Origin of the sequence: Auraticoccus cholistanensis (genome assembly GCF_009742705.1) — a bacterium.
GTDB lineage: Bacteria > Actinomycetota > Actinomycetes > Propionibacteriales > Propionibacteriaceae > Auraticoccus > Auraticoccus cholistanensis.
The window spans coordinates 125,146-144,301 of sequence record NZ_WPCU01000005.1; the positions used below are offsets into that span (position 1 = coordinate 125,146).

Annotated in this window: 18 protein-coding genes; 10 read left to right on the top strand and 8 right to left on the bottom strand. The window is 74.7% G+C overall.

The genetic code is table 11. The features are described 5' to 3' along the window. Positions 1-12 precede the first annotated feature (12 nt). Positions 13-762 carry a hypothetical protein gene (locus GC722_RS06520; protein ID WP_156609198.1) on the bottom strand — a complete coding sequence of 250 codons (750 nt, stop codon included), beginning with the start codon at positions 760-762 and terminating at the stop codon, positions 13-15. A 40-nt stretch (positions 763-802) separates the two neighbouring features. Beyond that, complete coding sequence (gene lexA, locus GC722_RS06525) at positions 803-1,573, bottom strand: transcriptional repressor LexA (RefSeq protein WP_156609733.1); 771 nt, start codon at positions 1,571-1,573, stop codon at positions 803-805. Positions 1,574-1,934: 361 nt separating this feature from the next. Here lexA and GC722_RS06530 point away from each other — a divergent pair, with 361 nt between their 5' ends. The 6 genes from GC722_RS06530 (at position 1,935) to GC722_RS06555 (ending at position 6,807) form a co-directional block, all read left to right on the top strand. Then, the gene (locus tag GC722_RS06530) at positions 1,935-2,267 is read left to right on the top strand and encodes a hypothetical protein (RefSeq protein WP_156609202.1); all 333 of its coding nucleotides are present in this window, start codon (positions 1,935-1,937) and stop codon (positions 2,265-2,267) included. Between the two features lie 26 nt (positions 2,268-2,293). Beyond that, complete coding sequence (locus GC722_RS06535) at positions 2,294-2,725, top strand: DUF2752 domain-containing protein (protein WP_156609204.1); 432 nt, start codon at positions 2,294-2,296, stop codon at positions 2,723-2,725. A 165-nt stretch (positions 2,726-2,890) separates the two neighbouring features. Continuing rightward, on the top strand, positions 2,891-3,361 hold the full coding sequence (nrdR, locus tag GC722_RS06540) for a transcriptional regulator NrdR (RefSeq protein WP_331714461.1): 471 nt from the start codon (positions 2,891-2,893) through the stop codon (positions 3,359-3,361). 12 nt (positions 3,362-3,373) lie between these two features. Beyond that, positions 3,374-3,808 (top strand): VOC family protein, encoded by a 435-nt coding sequence (locus GC722_RS06545; RefSeq protein WP_331714462.1) that lies wholly within the window; start codon positions 3,374-3,376, stop codon positions 3,806-3,808. Positions 3,809-3,905: 97 nt separating this feature from the next. Further along, the gene (locus GC722_RS06550; RefSeq protein ID WP_156609209.1) at positions 3,906-5,753 is read left to right on the top strand and encodes a DUF2207 domain-containing protein; all 1,848 of its coding nucleotides are present in this window, start codon (positions 3,906-3,908) and stop codon (positions 5,751-5,753) included. A gap of 112 nt (positions 5,754-5,865) precedes the next feature. Then, entirely contained in the window at positions 5,866-6,807 is a 942-nt protein-coding gene (locus tag GC722_RS06555) for a T3SS (YopN, CesT) and YbjN peptide-binding chaperone 1 (RefSeq protein WP_331714463.1), read from the top strand. A 252-nt stretch (positions 6,808-7,059) separates the two neighbouring features. Here GC722_RS06555 and GC722_RS06560 read toward each other — a convergent pair whose 3' ends face one another. Beyond that, on the bottom strand, positions 7,060-7,317 hold the full coding sequence (locus GC722_RS06560) for a hypothetical protein (RefSeq protein WP_156609211.1): 258 nt from the start codon (positions 7,315-7,317) through the stop codon (positions 7,060-7,062). Between the two features lie 59 nt (positions 7,318-7,376). Between GC722_RS06560 and GC722_RS06565 the strand changes: the two genes are divergently transcribed. Next, a complete protein-coding gene (locus GC722_RS06565) occupies positions 7,377-8,261 on the top strand; it encodes a universal stress protein (protein ID WP_156609213.1) in 885 nt (294 codons plus the stop codon). 58 nt (positions 8,262-8,319) lie between these two features. Here GC722_RS06565 and GC722_RS06570 read toward each other — a convergent pair whose 3' ends face one another. The 3 genes from GC722_RS06570 to GC722_RS06580 form a co-directional block, all read right to left on the bottom strand. Further along, positions 8,320-8,775: a hypothetical protein gene (locus GC722_RS06570; protein ID WP_156609215.1), complete on the bottom strand. Its 456-nt coding sequence runs from the start codon at positions 8,773-8,775 to the stop codon at positions 8,320-8,322. Between the two features lie 10 nt (positions 8,776-8,785). Next, entirely contained in the window at positions 8,786-9,448 is a 663-nt protein-coding gene (locus GC722_RS06575) for a GNAT family N-acetyltransferase (RefSeq protein ID WP_156609217.1), read from the bottom strand. Between the two features lie 66 nt (positions 9,449-9,514). Next, positions 9,515-9,757, bottom strand: coding sequence for a hypothetical protein (locus GC722_RS06580; protein WP_156609219.1), 243 nt, complete (start codon positions 9,755-9,757; stop codon positions 9,515-9,517). Positions 9,758-9,886: 129 nt separating this feature from the next. Here GC722_RS06580 and hrpA point away from each other — a divergent pair, with 129 nt between their 5' ends. From hrpA to GC722_RS06595, 3 genes are all read left to right on the top strand, one after another. Continuing rightward, on the top strand, positions 9,887-13,903 hold the full coding sequence (hrpA, locus tag GC722_RS06585) for an ATP-dependent RNA helicase HrpA (protein WP_156609221.1): 4,017 nt from the start codon (positions 9,887-9,889) through the stop codon (positions 13,901-13,903). A 46-nt stretch (positions 13,904-13,949) separates the two neighbouring features. Beyond that, a complete protein-coding gene (locus GC722_RS06590) occupies positions 13,950-14,840 on the top strand; it encodes a PAC2 family protein (RefSeq protein WP_156609224.1) in 891 nt (296 codons plus the stop codon). Between the two features lie 112 nt (positions 14,841-14,952). After that, entirely contained in the window at positions 14,953-15,819 is an 867-nt protein-coding gene (locus GC722_RS06595; RefSeq protein ID WP_156609226.1) for an acyl-CoA thioesterase, read from the top strand. 385 nt (positions 15,820-16,204) lie between these two features. Here GC722_RS06595 and GC722_RS06600 read toward each other — a convergent pair whose 3' ends face one another. Together GC722_RS06600 and GC722_RS06605 are read right to left on the bottom strand one after the other, a co-directional pair. Beyond that, the gene (locus GC722_RS06600; protein WP_331714464.1) at positions 16,205-17,161 is read right to left on the bottom strand and encodes a sigma-70 family RNA polymerase sigma factor; all 957 of its coding nucleotides are present in this window, start codon (positions 17,159-17,161) and stop codon (positions 16,205-16,207) included. A gap of 165 nt (positions 17,162-17,326) precedes the next feature. Continuing rightward, a partial coding sequence (locus GC722_RS06605) for a S9 family peptidase (protein WP_231747544.1) occupies positions 17,327-19,156 on the bottom strand: 1,830 nt, incomplete at its 5' end.

Here is a 19,156-nt window from a genome sequence, read left to right on the forward strand (position 1 = left end):
CAGCCGCCCGGGTCAGCCCAGCACCGGCTCGTCCCACGGGCGGGAGCAGAAGACGAGGGACCAGGGGCTGCAGCCCAGCTCCCGGCGCTCCAGCACCGGGGCCTGGTTGGACACCACCAGCCAGTCGGTGCCCGGGTCGACCGAGGTCGGGTCCAGCGGCTCGACCGCGTCGGCGGCGTACTGGCCGAGGGTCAGCCGGCTGCAGTGCTGGTCGCCGGGGGCCACCGCGCCGCCCGGCACCCACAGCAGCTGAGTGCCCGCCTCGGAGGAGGGCTCGACGGAGGAGGTGAGCACACGGCAGTGGACCGCGTAGCCGGGGTCCTCCCCGGGTGCGCCGAACAGCTCGGCAGGCAGCGCGCCGGCCCGCTGCACGGCCTCGTCCTCCGAGGCGACCGGGTACAGGTCCAGGGTGGTGAACCAGCAGCTCTGGTGGTAGGCCTGCACGATCCAGCCCCCCTCGGTGGTTCCGAAGGCGCACTGCAGGGCGGCCCAGCTGTGCGTCGGGGGCTCCGGCAGGACCGCCCGCTGCCGCTCCCGCAGCGCGAGCACCTCGGGCTGCACGACGGCCCGCCGCTCGGCGACCTCGCCGGCCACCTCGCGGCGCAGAGCCACGCCGCGGATGCTGCCGATGCCGCCGTGGACCACGTAGACCACGACGGGGACGGCCACCAGCAGCGCCAGCACCCAGGCGACCACCCGCACCGCTCGGCGGAGGCGGGGCCCGTCGGGACGGGCGGCGCTGGCCGGCTCGGGGCTGGTCACGGAGGTGACCCTAGTGGCTGGGCGGGCCGCGGCCGGGACGTCAGACCCGGCGCAGCACCGTGACGACCTTGCCCAGGATGGAGGCCTGGTTGCCGTCGATCGGCTCGTAGGCGGGGTTGTGGGGGAGCAGCCAAACCTGGCCGGGGGTCCGCTTGAAGGTCTTCACCGTCGCCTCCTCGCCGATCAGCGCGGCCACGATGTCGCCGTTGCGGGCGTCCTCCTGCTGGCGGACCACCACCCAGTCGCCGTCGCAGATGGCGGCGTCGACCATCGAGTCACCACGCACCTCGAGCATGAAGAGGGTGCCGTCGCCGACCAGCTGCCGCGGCAGCGGGAACACGTCCTCGACCAGCTGCTCGGCCAGGATCGGCCCACCGGCGGCGATGCGGCCGACGAGCGGGACCGGCACGGCGGTCGGGAAGGCGTCGCCGATCCCGGTCACGTCCCCCTCCTCGGGGCCCGCGACCGGGGGCGTCGGCGCCGTCGCGGGAGCAGCGGCCCGCTCGACGCGGTCGGCCGGGGCGCTCGAGCCCGGGAGCAGCACCTCCAGCGCCCGCGGCCGGTTGGGGTCGCGGCGGAGGTAGCCCTTGGCCTCGAGCACCTTGAGCTGGTGGGCGCCGCTGGAGGAGCTGGCCAGCCCCACGGCGTCGCAGACCTCCCGGATGCTGGGCGGGTAGCCGCGGCCGTCCACCGACTGCTTGATCACCTCGAGGATGCGCCGCTGCCGCGGCGTCAGGCCGTGCCCGTCCTCGGGGCCGTCGGGCAGCGAGGTGACCGACGCGCCGGCCTCGGCCAGCTGCGCCCGGACCATGCTGGCGCTGGGGCGCCCGCGCCGCCGGGGCTGGCCGGGACGCGGTGGGGTGTCGTCGTTGCTCGCCATGGCACCGACGGTAGGGGGTCGGCGCCGGTCAATCAAACACCTGTTCGACGTGTGTCGCGTCGTGTCGCGGCAGGCTCCCAAGACCGTGGTGCGCGCCTGCGTGCCCGTCACCGTGGGCGTCGTCGTCGATGTCGCCGTCGGTGTCGCCGCGGAAACTGTCAGACCCCGCTGGTGGCATGGGGTCATGGGCAGACGAGCGGTCGACACGCCGGTCCCGGCGTCCTTGGCACACACGTTCGATTGCGGTAGACATGAGGTATCGAACACAGGTTCGATCACCGGAGGAGGCAGCATGAGCAGCATCACCGTGGCGACGCACCCGTGGGCCCGGAACCCGGTCACCGGCCGGCCGACCGGCCGCCGTCAGCGCCCCCAGGCGCGGGTCCGTCCCACCGGGGTCCGCCCCACCGGCGTGCGCCCGCCCGAGCTGGCCGCCCCCGCCCCGGTCGTCCGGGCCTGCCGCGTGCAGCCTCCCGCCCCCTCCGTCGTGGCGCCGGCGCCGGTGGCCGCCCCGCAGTGGCGGCTCACCCCCCGCGGCGCGGCGGCGCTGCTCGGCAGCACCGCGTCGCTGCTCGTGCTGGCGGTGGTCGTGATGATCAGCCGGTTCCTGGCCGTCACCGGCTGACGTGGCCGGCGGCATACTGGGCGGTGATGAGCACCTCCGCCGCCGCACCCCACGTCGCCGACCGGCGGCGGGCCGGGCGCAGGCTGGTCTGGACGGGCGGGGTCGTCGCCGTCGGCGTGGCGACCAGCGCGCTCTACCGGCTGACCGGTCTGGGGTTCCCGTGCCCCTGGCTGGCCCTGACCGGCTGGCAGTGCCCGCTCTGCGGCGGCACCCGGATGGGGGCGGCCCTGCTGCGCGGCGACGTGGCGGCCGCCTGGTCCTACAACGCCGTCGCGCTGCTCGCCCTGGGCGGGCTCGCGCTCCTCGCGCTGGTCTGGCTGCTGCAGTGGTCCGGTGCCCGGGTGCCCCGGGTGCCCCGACGGGCGACGTCGGTGCTGGCCGCCGTGCCCGACTGGGGCTGGACGGCCGGCTGGGTCGGGGCGCTGGTGCTCTGGACCGTGCTGCGCAACGTGCTCTGACCCCCGCCGTCCCCGACCCGGCGGGTGGCCGCCGGCTTGCGTCCCGTGGGTAGCGACCCTAGGGTCCCGCAGTGGAGTAGCCACCACACCGGTGTGCGTCCACCGGGGGTCGGTCAGGGGTCCAGCGCCTCCCGGGCGGCACACCCGTCCACAGGGAGGTCGGTCGTGCACTGTCCGTACTGCCGTCACACCGACTCCCGGGTGCTCGACTCCCGGGTGAGCGAGGACGGCGCCAGCATCCGGCGACGTCGCCAGTGCCCGAACTGCGAGCGCCGCTTCACCACCATCGAGCAGATGCAGATGGTCGTGGTCAAGCGGTCCGGGGTCGTGGAGCCCTTCGTCCGCGAGAAGGTCGTCAACGGCGTCCGCAAGGCGTGCAAGGGGCGCCCGGTCGACGAGAACGCCCTCGCCCAGCTCGGCCAGGAGGTCGAGGAGACGCTGCGGGCCTCCGGCAGTCCCGAGATCCCCGCCGACGAGGTCGGCCTGGCCATCCTCGGCCCGCTGCGCCGGCTCGACCAGGTCGCCTACCTGCGCTTCGCCAGCGTCTACCAGCAGTACGAGTCGGTCGAGGACTTCGAGGCCGCCATCGCGCAGCTGCGTCAGCCGGCCGACGAGCCCGCCGCCGGCGAGGGCTGAGCAGGGCCCGCCGTGCAGCAACGCCTCAGCCTCGTCACCCTCGCCGTGCCCGACCTGGCCGCGGTCCGGCGGTTCTGGCTCGACGGGATGCGGTGGACGCCCTTCCTCGAGGCCGAGGACGAGGTGCTGATGATCCGCGTCGGCGAGCACCTGCTGCTGTCGCTGTGGGCGCTGGAGCACTTCACCGCCGAGGTCGGGACGCCGCAGGGAGGGCCCGGCGTGCCGCCGGTCACGCTGGCCCACGACGTGGCGAGCGTGGAGGAGGTCGACACCGTGCTGGCCGAGGCGAGGGCGGCCGGGGCGTTGTCGGTGACCCCCGGCAGGCACCGGGACTGGGGTGGCTACAGCGGCTACTTCGTGGATCCGGCCGGCTTCGCCTGGGAGGTCGCGTGGGCTCCCGGTCCGGTCTCGGACGTCGTGCTGCCCGGCCGGCCGCCCGCCTCCTGAGACGCGACTCCTCCTGACGCGCGCCCGCCTCCTGACGCCCACCTGCTGATGACGCACGTCACCGGCGGGCGGCCCCGGTCGGCGGTGTAATGACCGCATGACGACGTCCCGCTCCGTCACCACCCGGCCCGCCCCGCTCCGTCGCCTGCTGCTGGTGCTGCTGGCTGCGGTCGCGCTGGTCGCCGTGCCGGCTCCACCGCTCGCCCGGGCCGAGAGCAGCGAGGACTGGCGCATCAGCCGCTACCACGTCACCGCCGACGTCGGCGCCGACGGCACCACCGCCGTGACGGTCGACCTCGACTTCGACTTCGGCTCCGACCCGGGCCACGGACCCCTGCTGCTGCAGCCCACCCGGCAGCGGATCGAGGCCGACCCGGACCACTGGCGGAGCTTCCCGATCGAGCAGATCACCGCCGCCAGCCCGAGCGGGGCCCCGGCCGACCTGCACCTGGAGCACAGCGGCGGCGTGCAGACGATCCGGGTCGGCGACGAGGACGTCGAGGTGAGCGGGGTGCAGACGTACCGGATCAGCTGGTTGCAGCGCGGTCTGGTCACCCCCGAGGCCGTCGGCTCGGGGTTGGACGAGCTGGCCTGGAACGTCGTCGGCACCGAGTACGAGGTGCCCCTCTCCGACGTCCGCGTGACCGTCACCGGACCGGTGCCGCCCCAGCGGGTCGAGTGCGCCGCCGGGGAGCCGGGGGAGACCAGCCCCTGCGCCGACGCCCGGACCGAGGACCGGCGGGCCGTCTTCGCCGAGGACCTGGTCGAGCCCGGACAGGGCCTGACCGTCACCACGGGGTGGCCGGCCGGCACCGTCGACGCCCAGGTGCTGCTGACCGAGCGCGCCCACCTCGGCAACACCTTCACCCCCACCCCGGCCACCATCGGTGTGGGCGCGCTGCTGGCGGTGCTGGGCTCCCTGGCCGCCGCCCTGCTCGCCCGCCGCGGCCGCGACGAGCGCTTCGCCGGGATCACCCCGGGGCTGTCCCCGGTGGCCACCGCCACGGCGACCACCACCACCTCCCGCCGGCGCGGACCGGTCGCGGTGCGCTTCACCCCGCCCGACGGGGCTCGGGCGGCCGAGGTCGGCACGGTGCTGGACGAGGTCGTCCACACCCACGACGTCACGGCCGCCCTGGTGGACCTGGCCGTGCGGGGCCACCTGCGGATCGTCGAGGACCCCTCGGGCACGGAGAAGAAGCCCGTCTGGCGCCTGGAGCGGCTGCCCGCGCCGGAGGAGGACCTCGCCGAGCACGAGCGGGCACTGCTGGAGGGGGTCTTCGCCGACGGCGACGAGGTCGCGCTGGCCGACGTCGGGTTCGCCTCCATCCTGTCCGCCACCCAGGCGGCGCTGTACACCGACGTGGTCGAGCGCGGCTGGTTCCGCGCCGACCCGCGGGCGGTGCGCACCCGCTGGTACGTCGCCGGCATCCTGCTGGTGCTGCTCGGGGTGGGGCTGGCCCTCCTGCTCGCCTTCACCGTGGCGTGGGGGATCGCCGGCCTGGGCGTGGTGGTCGCCGGTGTGGCCACCCTGGTGCTCGCCGGACGCGCGCCCGCCCGGACCGCCGCCGGCTCGGCGCTGCTGGACCAGGCGCTGGGGTTCAAGCTCTACCTCAGCACCGCCGAGGCCGACCAGATCCGGGTTGAGGAGGCCGAGCAGGTCTTCTCGCGCTACCTGCCGTACGCCATCGCCTTCGGCGTCACCGACCACTGGGCCAAGGTGTTCCGCGACCTGGCCGCCCGCGGCCACGAGCTCGGCACGCCGGGCTGGTACGTCGGCGCGCACCCGCTGGTGTTCGCCTCGCCCACCTTCGGCGACCAGCTCAGCTCCTTCTCCGCCGCCGTCAGCAGCAGCGTCACGGCCTCGGCCAGCAGCGGCGGCGGCTCCGGGTTCGGCGCCGGCGTGGGAGGCGGCGTGGGCGGCGGCGGAGGCGGCGGCTGGTGAGCTGCCGCACCGTCCAGGCACGCCCGTGGCGGGACCTGACCGGGCCCCGGAGGGTGCGCTACGTTCGCAGCAGCACCGGTCCTCGGTGCCGTCCCGACCGGAGAGAGCTCCCGTGCCCGACTACACCGACTTCGACCTGGACCGCAGCACCGCCGAGTCGTGGGCGGAGTTCGAGGGCCGCCTGGCCGAGGTCGTGTCGATGATCGACGACAGCGGCGACTTCACCATCGGCTGCGTCGCCGTCGACGACGAACCGGTGCCCTTCGTCCGCTTCAGCAGCCTCGACCGCGACACCCTGCTGGCCGAGGCGGCCAGCAACGCGGTGGTGGGTGAGAAGTACCAGCTCGGGCCGGCCGAGCTGGCCCGGCTGGCCGAGCTCGGCTGGCGCGACCCGGTGAGCGAGCCGGAGCAGCCCGGCGAGCAGGTGAGCGAGAACTTCTGGCTGCACCGGCGCCAGGAGGAGTCGGACCGGCTGGCCGCCCTGGCGGTGTGCACGCTGCGCGAGGTCTACGGCGTGCAGCACCCCGTCTTCCTCGCCCCCGACCAGCTGGCCGAGATCCTCACCCCCTCGGTGGAGCCCCTGGCGCTGACCGAGTACGACGCCGAGGACGTCGTCGCGGTCCTGCCGGCCGGGGTCGACCACCTGCGCGACATGGTCGAGCTCGAGCTGACCGACATGTTCGGCCACGCCCCGGTGCACGACGCCGAGGGCGACATCGCCGTGCGCGTCGGCTCGACCATGCTCTTCCTGCGGGTCGCCCCCGACGCCCGCGAGGTTCTGGTCTTCGCCTCCCTGGTGCACGACGTCGAGGGGCGGTCCCGGGCGGTGGAGGTGCTCAACGACCTCAACGCCGACTCCCGCTCGGTCAAGTTCCAGCTGGTGCGCGACCGCGTCTTCGTCACCTGCTCGGTGATGGCCCACCCGTTCGTGCCCGCCCACCTGCACCAGGCCGTCAGCGTGCTGGCCGAGGTCGCCGACGGGATCGACGACGAGCTGGCCGGCAAGCTCCGCGGCCGGACCACCTTCGGCCCCGACGGGGTCTCGGGCAGCTGACCGGCGCAGCACAGGGCCCGCGGGTCGCTTCCCGACGGGGCCCCGGCTGGCTAGGTTGACCCCATGAGCAGCCAGAGCCGGGGCCCGCGCCCTGTGCGACCGGAGCCCGTGCCCCCCGCGGCCGGGCCGGAGGATCCGTTGCGGCGGATCGCCGACCTGCTGGCGGAGCAGACGGCCCTGCTGGGCGAGCAGACCGTGCTGCTGCGTCGCATCAGCCAGCAGCTCGACGCGCTGTCCGGGCGGCCCGCCGCCTCACCGTCGCCGGTGCCACGTGCCGGGGCCCGCCCGGCCGCCCCGGTGCGCCAGCCCACCGCCGTGCCGCCACCGGCCGCGGCGCCCGCTCCGCAGCCGCCACCGGTGCCGCTCCAGCAGCAGCCAGCCGTGCTGGCCCAGCCCGGCCCCGGCCACCACCGGGCGGGGTCCGCGCCGGGCCTGCCGGCGGCCGGGCCCCAGCCGCCGCAGCCGTCCGGCCCGCCACCGCGCCGGCCGCACCCCGAGCACCCCGTCCACGGCGTCCCGTCCCCGGCCAGGTCCGCGGGATCCGCCCCGGTCCGAGCAGGAGGACGTCCATGAGCAAGCCCCTCACCCACCGGGTGGTGGTCGGTGTCGACGGGTCCGACGACGGCCAGCGCGCCCTCGTCTACGCCGTCCGCGCCGCCCTGGCCCGGGAGGCGGACCTGCTGATCGCCCACGCCGTCGACGACGCGGTGCTGGCCGGTGCCTGGGGGGTCGTCTACGACCCCACGCTGCTGCAGCAGGCCGGCGAGTCCATCGTCGACGAGGCGGTCGAGACGGCCCGGTCCATGGGCCTGCCCGCCGAGCGGGTGCACCGCGAGGTCGCCATGGGCAACCCCAGCGGCGTGCTGGCCAAGCTGTCCGAGACCGCCGACCTGGTGGTCGTCGGCCGGCGCTCGGTGCGGGGCCTGGAGCGGCTCTTCGTCGGCTCCACCAGCGTGGGGGTGGCCGCCTCCGCCCGCTGCCCGGTGATCATGGTCTCGGCGGCCAGCCACGTCGAGCACACCGGATTCCTCGGTCGCATCGGCATCGGGCTCGAGCCCAACCCGAAGGCGTCGGGAGCGCTGCGGATGGCCTTCGAGGAGGCCGAGCGCCGCGGCGCCACCCTGGAGGTGGTGCACGCCTGGCAGCCGCCGACGGTCGGGCTGTTCAGCCGGACGCCGAACCCGGAGAAGCTGCAGGAGCTGCGACGCCGCGACGCCGAGCACGTGCAGGAGCTCGTCGAGCGCCTGCGCCGGGAGCACCCCGGCGTGGAGGTGGAGGTCCTGGAGGTCGACGCCCACCCGGTCGACACCCTGGTGACCCGCTCGGCCGACCTCGACCTGCTCTGGCTCGGCGTGCACGAGGGCGGGCTCGGTGTGGGCGCGGTCGTGCGCGGGGTGATGGCCCACAGCCGCTGCCCGCTGGCGCTCGTCCGGGCCTGCGTCGTGCAGGAGTGACCCCAGCGGCGCCGGTGCGCCGGGGCGTCGGGGCCCTCCAGGTCCGCGAGGAGCTCCCTCAGGTCTCGTCGGGGGTGCCCTCGTGGCCGGGACGTCCCGCGCTGCGCTCGCGCTCCTTCATCTGCGCCTCGTACAGGTGCCGCCGGCCTCCCGCGTGCTGCTCCCGGGCCTGCCGCTCCAGGTCGCGGAAGAGCGACCAGTAGCTGTCGTCGTAGTCCTCCACGACCTGGAAGGTCCAGCGCCCGCTCAGCACGTTGCGCCCGACGAGCTCCGCGTCCAGCCGGTCGGCGGTGTCGGCGTGACCCGCCTCCCGCAGCGCCTCGACCGCGCCCTGGAGCTGGATGTCGGCCGTGCCGGTGAGCTGGTGGAAGGTGTAGAGGTGGCCCCGGGCGCGCTCGACGGTCTCGAGCGCCTCCGAGAGCCGGCCCAGCGCCTCCACGGTCTGCTGGCTGACCTCGTCGGGGATCTGGTGGGCGGCGTCGCGGCCGTCGGGGGCCTCGTCGGTGGCGGTCATGCCGGCATGTCTACCCGATCGTCGCCGGCTCGCTCAGCCCGAGCATCCGCAGCAGCGGCCCGGCGCCGGTGACCTCGACCGGGGCGCCGCGGACCAGCCGCTCGGGGGTGAGCAGCAGCCGCTGGTTGAGGGCGGCCTCGCCGCGGCGCACCTTGAGCTGGGTGCCGTTCTCGACGTAGCCCACCTTGCGGCTCACCGCCAGCGAGGCCGGGTTGTCCACGAAGGCGCTGGAGGTGACCTGGCGGGCGCCGAGCACGTCGAAGGCGAGCGCGCACACCGCCTGCCGCATCCGGGTGCCGATTCCCTGGCCGTGGAAGCGGCGCCCCAGCCAGGAGCCCGTCTCCAGGCTGCGGGTCACCGGGTACTGCCGCGCGCTGAGCCCCTGGCAGCCCACCACCTCCCCGTCGCGACGCACCACCATCTCCAGGGTGAACGAGTCGGGGGTGAAGCCGGCCTTGACCGAGCTCTGGTAGCGCAGGTAGTTCTGCGGCAGCTCGGCCGGGTCGGCGTCGGTCCACGGCTCGTCGAAGGGCATCATGGCGGGGTCGTGGACCCCGGACAGCACCAGCTCCACCAGCTCCGGCACGTCGGACTCACGGGCCACGGTCAGGGTCAGGTCGGCGGTGGTCACGGTGAGCGCGTAGGGGGGCCAGCAGGCGGCGAGATCGTCCATGGCCGCAGTCGACCACCACGCGCGAGCGGCGGGCAAGCGGGTTGCCCGCTCACACGCCGCGGACGCTCAGCGGGAGCGGCGCAGCACGGCGGCGTGGCCGTCGCCGCTCTCCTCGACCCCGAGCCGGCGCAGGTCGGCGACGAAGCGGGGGCGGGGGAGCGAGGGGAGGGCGACGCTGCGCCGGTAGTCGGCGTAGGCGTCGTCGGTCGGCACCGGGCCCGCGGCGAAGACCCCGGTCTGCAGGAACCAGCGGGTCAGCCCGGGGTCGGGCCGGGTGGGCTGGGCGGCCGGGCGGTACGTGGTGCTCATGGACGACACGCTGCCGGGCGGGGAGGGGGCCGGGCATCCACCCGTGGTCACCGGCTGCGGACCCCAGGTGCGACCGCAGCAGCACCGGAGCCGCCGTCGGGCGTCGCGACCGCATAGGCTGGGCCGGCCATGTCAGCCCCCCGACCCGAACGCCGCCCTGCCCGGGAGGGCCGCCGGGGCCGGCCCCCGCAGCGCCCGGACCGCGACCGGGCGCCCCGCCCCGAGCAGCCACCGCCGCCGCTGCCGGACTCGGTGCGGCTGGAGCTCGACCCCGACCTGCCCATCACCGGACGCGCGGACGACATCCGCGCCGCCCTCGAGCGCTCCCAGGTGGTGGTGGTGGCCGGCGAGACCGGCTCGGGCAAGACCACCCAGCTGCCCAAGCTCTGCCTGGCCATGGGGCGTCGCGCCATCGGCCACACCCAGCCGCGGCGCATCGCGGCCCGCAGCGTCGCCGAGCGGGTGGCCGAGGAGCTCGGCACCGAGCTCGGCTCGGTGGTCGGCTACCAGGTCCGCTTCACCCGCCGCTCCTCGGAGGCCACCCGGCTCAAGGTGATGACCGACGGCATCCTGCTGGCCGAGATCGGCCACGACCGGATGCTGCGCCGCTACGACACGATCATCATCGACGAGGCCCACGAGCGCAGCCTCAACATCGACTTCCTGCTCGGCTTCCTGCGCCAGCTGCTGCCGCAGCGGCCGGAGCTGAAGGTGGTGGTGACCTCCGCCACCATCGACACCGCCCGCTTCGCCGAGCACTTCGCCGACGCCGACGGCAACCCCGCCCCGGTGGTGGAGGTGTCGGGACGCACCTACCCCGTCGAGGTGCGCTACCGCCCGCTGCGGGCCGAGGACCGCGAGCTCGACGAGGACGACGACGACCCCGACACCGACGCCGGGGCCGACCGGTTCACCGGCGAGGAGCGCGACCAGGTCGACGGCATCGTCGAGGCCGTCCGCGAGCTGCAGGCCGAGACCGACCTCACCGGTGGCGACATCCTCGTCTTCCTCTCCGGCGAGCGCGAGATCCGCGACGCCGCCGACGCGCTCACCGCCCTGCAGCTGCCGCACACCGAGATCCTGCCGCTCTACGCCCGGCTCTCGGCCGCCGAGCAGCACCGCGTCTTCGCCCGCCACACCGGCCGGCGCATCGTGCTGTCGACCAACGTGGCCGAGACGTCGCTGACGGTGCCCGGCATCCGCTACGTGATCGACACCGGCACCGCCCGGATCTCGCGCTGGTCGGCCCGCAGCAAGGTGCAGCGGCTGCCCATCGAGCCGATCTCGCAGGCCTCGGCCAACCAGCGGGCCGGCCGGTGCGGTCGCGTCGCCCCCGGGATCTGCATCCGGCTCTACAGCCGGGCCGACTACGAGTCGCGGCCGGAGTTCACCGAGCCCGAGATCCTGCGCACCAACCTGGCCTCGGTCATCCTGCAGATGGCCAGCGCGCGGCTGGGCGCGATCACCGACTTCCCGTTCGTCGAGCCGCCGGTCAGCGCCCAGGTGGCCGACGGCCTGCGGCTGCTGCGCGAGCTGGGCGCCCTGGACGAGCGCCGCTCGCAGGGCGGCGGCGACGACGTCCGCCTCACCCGGGTCGGGCAGCGGCTGGCCCGGCTCCCGCTCGACCCCCGGCTGGGACGGATGCTGCTGGCCGCCGAGGACCGGGGCTGCCTGCGCGAGGTGCTCGTCGTGGTGGCCGGACTGTCCATCCAGGACCCGCGCGAGCGCCCGGCGGAGCACCGCGAGGCCGCCGACGCGCTGCACCGGCGGTTCTGGACCGCGGCGGGGGCGCTGCCGTCGGAGGACCAGCAGCAGGGGAGCCCCGACGAGGGAACCCCCAGCTCGGACTTCCTGGCCTGGCTGCACCTGTGGCGCTACCTGCGCACCCGGCGGCGCGAGCTCTCCGGCAACGCCTTCCGCCGGATGTGCCGCGACGAGTTCCTCAACTTCCTGCGCATCCGGGAGTGGCAGGACCTGCACGGCCAGCTCCGCGAGATCTGCACCGAGCTCGGCATGACCACCAACACCCGCGACGCCCCCGTCGACCAGGTGCACACCGCGCTGCTGACCGGGCTGCTGTCCCAGATCGGGCTGCTCGAGGTCCGCGAGGAGGGCGGCCGGCCCCGTCGCGGCGGCGGCCGCGCGCCGATGCGGGAGTACCTGGGCGCCCGGGGGGTCAGGTTCGCCATCGCCCCCGGCTCGGTCCTCAGCCGCCGGCCACCGGAGCTGGTGATGGCGGCCGAGCTGGTGGAGACGAGCCGGCTCTGGGCGCGGACGGTCGCCCCCGTCACCGCCGCGCAGCTGGAGGAGGTCGGCGCGCACCTGCTGAAGCGCCAGTACTCCGAGCCGCACTGGTCCGAGCGGTCGGCGTCGGTGGTGGCCTACGAGCGGGTCACCCTGCTCGGCGTGCCCGTCGTCGCCCGCCGCCAGGTGGGCTACGGCCGCATCGACCCCGAGGAGTCCCGCCGGATGTTCATCCAGGCGGCCCTGGTGGAGGGCCGCTGGCGCACCCGGCACCACTTCTTCGCCCGCAACGCCGCCGTCCGGGCCGAGGCGGAGCAGCTGGAGGAGCGGGCCCGGCGGCGCGACATCGTCGTCGACGACGAGGCGATCGCGGCCTTCTACGACGCGCGGGTGCCCGCCGACGTGGTCTCCGGCGCCCACTTCGACCGCTGGTGGCGCGAGGCCCGGCAGCAGCAGCCCCACCTGCTCGACCTGACCCTCGACGACCTGGTCACCGACGCCGCCGCGGACGCCACCGGCGGCTTCCCCGACACCTGGACGGTCGCCGGACACGACCTGGCGGTGGACTACGTCTTCGACCCCGGCTCCGGCCGGGACGGGGTGACCGTCACCGTCCCCGTCGAGGTCCTCAACCAGGTCGACGAGGCCCCCTTCAGCTGGCAGGTGCCCGGGCTGCGCCGCGAGCTCGCCACCGAGCTGATCCGGGGGCTGCCCAAGCAGCTGCGCACACGGTTCGTGCCGGCGCCCGACCACGCCCGGCGGGCGCTCGAGTGGCTGTCGGAGCACCAGGTCGGGAGCGACGTCCCCTTCCCGCGCGCGCTGGGGCAGGCCCTGCGCGCGCTCACCGGGGAGCAGGTGCCGGAGGAGGCCTGGCAGAGCCGGCCCGTGCCGGAGCACCTGCGGGTCCGGTTCGAGGTGCCGACCCCGGACGGGCGCCGGCAGGGCCGCGACCTGGCCGAGCTGCGCCGCGAGCTGGCCCAGACGGTCAGCGAGACGCTCGGCCGCGTCTCCTCCGAGCTGGTGCAGACGGGCCGCACCGACTGGACCTTCGGCACCATCCCGGCCGAGCTCCGGCTGGAACGGGGCGGGCACCGCGTCGTCGGCTACCCGGCGCTGACCGAGGAGCGCACGCCCCGCGGCGCCACCGTCGGCCTGGTGGTGGCCGAGAGCCCGCACAAGCAGCAGCAGCTGCACGTGCGCGGGCTGCGCCGCCTGGTCCTGCTGCAGACCCCGGACCCCACCCGGTGGGTGGTCTCCCACCTGCCCAACACCGACAAGCTCGCCCTCGGCCACAGCCCCTACCCGGGCGTCCCGGACCTGCTGGCCGACGCCCGGCTGGCGTCGGTGGGCAGCCTGGTGGAGGAGGTGTGCCCGCACCCGGAGCAGGTGCGCGAGGAGGCGGACTTCCGCCGGCTGTGCGACCGGGTCAGGGCCGACAACGCCGAACGGATGCGGAGCGTGGTGGCCACCACCGCGCGGCTGCTGACCACCCACCAGCAGGTGCTGCGGCTGCTGGCCGGCCCCGGCCTGCCGCCGGAGACCCGCGACGACGTCACCGAGCAGGTGGGCAACCTCGTCTTCCCCGGCTTCCTGGCCGTCACCGGCTACGGCTGGCTGCAGCAGCTGCCGCGCTACCTCGCCGCCGCCGAGCAGCGGCTGCGCAGCGCCGCGACCGACCCCGCCCGCGACCGGCGCCTCGGCGCGGAGGTGGTGGGCGTCGAGGACGCCTACGCCGAGCTGGTCGCCGAGCAGCCGCCGGGCCCGCTGCCGCCGGCCGTGGAGGAGATCGGCTGGCAGGTCGAGGAGCTGCGGGTGAGCCTGTTCGCCCAGACCCTGGGCACCCGGGGCACCGTGTCGCGCAAGCGGGTGCTGCGGGCGATCGAGGCCGCCCGGCGCGGCTGAGCGGCGGGCGGGAGGGGAGCGCCGCCGCCGTCGCTAGGCTGTGGTCATGATCGAGCCGAGCCTGCTGTACGAGATGGATCCCGAGGTCCGGGAGCAGCTGAGGGGCAGCCGGCCGGTGCTGATCCACCTGCTGGAGGGCTACGTCGACGCCGGCCAGACCGGTCGCGGGCTCAGCCGGCACCTGCGTCGCCAGGCCGAGCACCAGACGCTGGTGACCTTCGACCACGACGTGCTGCACGACTACCGCTCGCGCCGGCCGGTGATCACCTTCGACACCAACACCTGGAAGTCGGCGAGCGCCCTCTCGCTGGAGATCAGCCACGCCACCGACAGCCTCGGCCAGGACTACCTGCTGCTGCACGGGCCCGAGCCCGACACCCAGTGGGACCGGATGGTCGCCGCGCTCAACGGGCTGGTCGAGGAGCTGGACGTGTCGGCGGTGGTGACCGCCTACGGCGCCCCGGTGGCCGTCCCGCACACCCGGCCGACGCTGATCACCGCCCACTCCACCGACCCCGAGCGCTTCACCGACAACCCCCGGCTGATCGACCGCGTCGACGTCCCGGCCAGCTTCAGCGCCTACTGGGAGCTCGCCCTGGGCGGCCAGGACCGGCTCGCGATGGGCTTCGCCGCGCTGGTGCCGCACTACCTGGCCCAGGCCACCTTCCACCAGGCGGTGGTCGCCGTGCTGGAGCGGATCAACGCCGCCACCGGGCTGGCGCTGCCGATGGGCGACCTGCCCGACCGGGTGGCGGCGAACCTCACCGAGATCAACACCGAGATGAACAGCTCGGCCGAGGTGCTCGAGGTGGTCTCCTCGCTGGAGACCCAGTACGACGCCATGCAGCTGCGGCCGGAGGAGTACCTGCCCAGCGCCGACGAGCTGGGCGCCGAGTTCGAGCGCTTCCTCGCCGACCAGGCGAAAGACGACGAGTGACGACGCTCCGCGCCGGGGGACGACGAGTGACGACGCTCCGCGCCGGGGGACGACGAATGACGCTCCGCGCCGGGGGACGAGTGACGCCGCGACTGCGCCGAGGGGTCCGCTGATGCCGGCCTCGGTCGAGGAGCTGGTCCAGCTGCTGGAGCTGGAGCAGATCGAGCTCACCCTCTACCGCGGCAGCCAGCCCGCCACCCACCTGCAGCGGGCCTTCGGCGGGCAGGTGCTGGCCCAGGCGCTGACCGCCGCCCAGCACACGCTGACCAGCGACATGTCGGTGCACTCCCTGCACGCCTACTTCCTCAAGCCGGGACGCACCGACGCGCCGATCATCTACGACGTCGAGCTGCTGCGCGAGGGTCGCAGCTTCGCCACCCGGCGGGTGCTCGCCCGCCAGGGCGGCGCGGTCATCTTCACCGTGTCGGTGTCCTTCCACACCGCCGAGGACGGCCTGGAGCACCAGGACCCCGAACCCGCCGACGTCCCGGCCCCGCTGGACTGCCCGCGGCTCAGCGAGGCCATGGAGGCCCTCAGCGGTCGCCGTGCCGACACCTGGGAGGCGGAGTGGGGGGCGCTGGACGTCCGCTACGCCGGCGACTCGCGTCCCGGCGGCGTGCTCAGCGCCGACGACCACCCCGCCCGGGCCCGGGTCTGGATGAAGGTCGCCGGCGAGCTGGGCGACGACCCCCGCCGCCACCAGGCCGCCCTCGCCTACGCCTCGGACCTGACCCTGCTGGCGGTCAGCGTCGTCCCGCACCCGGTGCTGTTCGGCGGCCCCGGTCTGCAGGCGGCCTCGATCGACCACTCGATGTGGTTCCACCGCCCCTTCCGCGCCGACCGCTGGCTGCTCTACGACCAGGTCTCGCCGTCGGCCCGCTCCTCCCTCGGCCTCTCCACCGGCCGGCTCTTCCAGGACGGCCAGCTCGTCGCCACCGTCGCCCAGGAGGGTCTCATCCGCGTCGTCGACCCGCGCTGACCCCCAGACCGCTTCCAGAACTTGTCGATGGCGTGAGGTCAGGCCCGTGGAGGGTCCGGCCCCACGCCATCGACAGGTTCCGGCAGGCGGTCAGCCCCGAGGTCCTCGGGAGTCCAGCGCCACACCAGCCGTCCCGGTCACCAGGGCCCACCGGAGCCGGGGACCGACCAGATGCACCCGGGCACGTGGATGTCCTGTGGGAGGGGGTGTCAGGGGTGTGGCGGGCGTTGGGAGAACTCGTCCGAGGAACGAGGACGAGGCTCGACCGGGCGGGACACCCCCTCCCACAGGACATCCACCCCGAGCCGGCCTCCAGCCGCGCCCCGGACAGCACGAAGCCCGCCCTGGTGACCAGGACGGGCTCGGTGTGCGGCGACGGTGCGGGTCAGGCCGCGGCCTCGCTGTGCTGGCGCAGCACCGCGATGGCGTTCCGCTCGATCTGACGCACCCGCTCGGCGGTGATGCCCCAGACGGCGCCGATGTCGGCCAGCTTGGCCTGGCGGCCGTCGAGCAGGCCGTAGCGACGGCGCACGACGTCGGCGGACCGGTCGTCGAGGTGGCCGAGCATGCTCTCCAGCCGGGCCGACTCCTCGGCGTCGATGACGACCTCGTCCGGGCCCGGCATGGGCTCGCGGGCGATCAGGTCGCCGAGGGCGGTGTCACCGCCCTCCTCGACGGGGGCGTCGAGGGAGACGTGCTCCCGGCCGTAGCGCATGAGGTCGAGCACCTTGTCGGGCTCGACGCCCATCTCGTCGGCGATCTCGAGGATGTCGGGCTCGCGGCCCAGCCGACGCTCCAGGGTGCGGCGGACAGCCCCGACCTGGTTGACCTGCTCGGCGACGTGCACCGGCAGCCGGACGATGCGGCCCTGCTGGGCGACGCCGCGGCTGATCGACTGCCGCACCCACCAGGTGGCGTAGGTCGAGAACTTGAACCCCTTGGTGTAGTCGAACTTCTCGACCGCGCGGATCAGCCCGGTGTTGCCCTCCTGGACGAGGTCCAGCAGCGGCATCTGCGAGCGGCCGTACTTGCGTGCCACCGACACCACGAGCCGCAGGTTGGCGGTGACGAAGCGCTGCTGCGCCCGACGTCCCTCCTCAGCCAGGTGCTCGAGCTCCTCGGTGGTCGCCTTGCGGTAGCCGCGCGGTCGGTCCTTGGCCTTGACGGTGCCCGCCAGCAGCTGCTCGGCGTAGAGTCCCACCTCGATGGTGCGGGCGAGCTCGACCTCCTCCGCGGCGGTCAGCAGCGGGGTCTTGGCGATGCCGTCCAGGTACAGGCCCACCGCGTCCTTGCCGTCGATACCCTCGTTGGCCCGGATGCGTCCCTGTGCGTTCGTGCTCACTGTGTGCAGCCCTTTCCTTGGTGACACCGGGTACAACGCACGAAGGGGCCCAAGTGTTTCCGGAGCGACCCTGAAGCGTCCCTGAGGCGCCTTCGGTGCCCTGGGGAGTACCCGGGGACGCCGAGGTCAGACCGTGGTCGTACGTCGGGCCGGGGCGGTGGGGCGTCAGCGCGTGCCGGCGGCGGGGCTCACCTGGTCGATCAGCCAGGCCAGCTCGAAGGCGGTCTCGCGCCAGCTCTCGTAGCGTCCCGACACACCGCCGTGGCCGGCCACCATCTCGGTCTTGAGCAGGATGGGCCGGTCGGGGCCGTTGGTGGCCAGGCTCCGCAGCCGGGCCACCCACTTGGCCGGCTCCACGTAGTAGACCCGGGTGTCGTTGAGGCTGGTGGTGGCCAGGATCGCCGGGTACTCCACCGCGGCCACGTTCTCGTAGGGGGCGTAGGAGGCCATGTAGTCGTAGACCTCCGGGTCGTGCAGCGGGTCGCCCCACTCCTCCCACTCGATCACCGTCAGCGGCAGCTCGGGGTCGAGGATGGTGGTCAGGTTGTCGACGAAGGGCACCGCGGCGTGGATGGCCCGGAACGCCTGCGGCGCCAGGTTGGCCACCGCGCCCATCAGCAGCCCGCCGGCGCTGCCGCCCTCGGCGGCCAGCCGGTCCGGGGTCGTCCAGCCCTCGGCCACCAGGTGCTCGGCGCAGGCGATGAAGTCGGTGAAGGTGTTGCGCTTGCTCAGCTCCTTGCCCTGCTCGTACCAGGAGCGGCCCAGCTCCCCGCCGCCGCGGACGTGGGCGACGGCGTAGACGAACCCGCGGTCCAGCAGCGACAGCCGGGCGATCGAGAAGCCGGGGTCCATCGGGATCTCGTAGGAGCCGTAGCCGTAGAGCAGCGCGGGAGCGGTCTGGTCGGGGCGGACGTCGGCCCGGTGCACCAGCGAGATGGGCACCCGGGTGCCGTCGGGGGCGGTGGCCCAGGTCCGTCGCTGCACGTAGTCCTCGCTGCGGTAGGGGCCGTGGCGGGGGTGGTCGAGCACGGGGGCCCGCTTCAGCACCCGCCGCTCGCCGGTGGCCACGTCGGCCTCGAGCACCGTGGTGGGGGTGACCATCGAGGTGAAGCTGAGCCGGAAGCTGGTGGCGTCGTAGTTGGGGTCGCCCAGGTTGGACACCGTGTAGAGCGGCTCGTCGAAGGTCAGGTCGGCGCCGGGCCCCAGGTCGCCGGCGGCGTCGCGGGGCACCAGGTGGACGCCGGTCAGGCCGTCGCGGCGCAGCGAGACCAGGACGTGGCCGGCGTAGGCGTCCACGTCCAGCAGCCGCACCCCCGGGCGGTGGGGGAGCACCTCGCGCCACTCCTCGGGCGACGTGGCCGACAGCGGGGCCTCGGCCAGCGCGAAGTCCAGCGCCCCGTCGTTGTGGACCACCAGCAGCCGGTCGCCGGCCACCTCGACGTGGTACTCCACGCCCTCGCGCCGCGGGGCCACCAGCCGGGGCTCGCCCTCGGGGTCGTCGGCGGGCAGCAGCCAGTACTCCGAGGTCAGCTTGCTGCCGATCCCGATGAGCACCCACTGCTCGTCGCGGCTGGAGTCGACCCCGACCCAGAACCGCTCGTCGGGCTCGGTCAGCACCACGGCGTCGGCCGAGGTCGGGGTGCCCAGGCGGTGGCGCAGCACCTCGAAGGGGCGCCAGGCGTCGTCGGTGCGGGTGAAGAAGAGGTGCTCCGCACCGCCCCAGACCGCCCCGGCGGAGGTGTCGGGGATCTCGTCGGGGAGGCGCTCGCCGGTGTCGAGGTCGAGGAAGCGGATGGTGTAGCGCTCGTCGCCGCGGACGTCGGTGCCGTAGGCCAGCCGGCGGCCGTCGGGGGAGACGGCGAAGGTGCCCAGGCTGAAGAAGGCCTCGCCGGCGGCCTCGGCGTTGCCGTCCAGCAGCACCTGCTCACCCGGCAGCCCGTCGGCGCCGGCGGTGGCCAGGTCGGGCGGGGTGGTGCCCTCGCCGGCGGCGAGGCG

Excerpts from the sequence above, each read along its gene's own strand:
- lexA (WP_156609733.1), bottom strand. The coding sequence starts at position 1,573 with ATGGTCCGGGCGCAGCTGGCCGAGGCCGGCGCGTCGGTCACCTCGCTG.
- GC722_RS06530 (WP_156609202.1), top strand. The coding sequence starts at position 1,935 with ATGAGCAGCATCACCGTGGCGACGCACCCGTGGGCCCGGAACCCGGTC.
- GC722_RS06535 (WP_156609204.1), top strand. The coding sequence starts at position 2,294 with ATGAGCACCTCCGCCGCCGCACCCCACGTCGCCGACCGGCGGCGGGCC.
- GC722_RS06550 (WP_156609209.1), top strand. The coding sequence starts at position 3,906 with ATGACGACGTCCCGCTCCGTCACCACCCGGCCCGCCCCGCTCCGTCGC.
- GC722_RS06565 (WP_156609213.1), top strand. The coding sequence starts at position 7,377 with ATGAGCAAGCCCCTCACCCACCGGGTGGTGGTCGGTGTCGACGGGTCC.
- GC722_RS06570 (WP_156609215.1), bottom strand. The coding sequence starts at position 8,775 with ATGACCGCCACCGACGAGGCCCCCGACGGCCGCGACGCCGCCCACCAG.
- GC722_RS06575 (WP_156609217.1), bottom strand. The coding sequence starts at position 9,448 with ATGGACGATCTCGCCGCCTGCTGGCCCCCCTACGCGCTCACCGTGACC.
- GC722_RS06580 (WP_156609219.1), bottom strand. The coding sequence starts at position 9,757 with ATGAGCACCACGTACCGCCCGGCCGCCCAGCCCACCCGGCCCGACCCC.
- hrpA (WP_156609221.1), top strand. The coding sequence starts at position 9,887 with ATGTCAGCCCCCCGACCCGAACGCCGCCCTGCCCGGGAGGGCCGCCGG.
- GC722_RS06590 (WP_156609224.1), top strand. The coding sequence starts at position 13,950 with ATGATCGAGCCGAGCCTGCTGTACGAGATGGATCCCGAGGTCCGGGAG.
- GC722_RS06595 (WP_156609226.1), top strand. The coding sequence starts at position 14,953 with ATGCCGGCCTCGGTCGAGGAGCTGGTCCAGCTGCTGGAGCTGGAGCAG.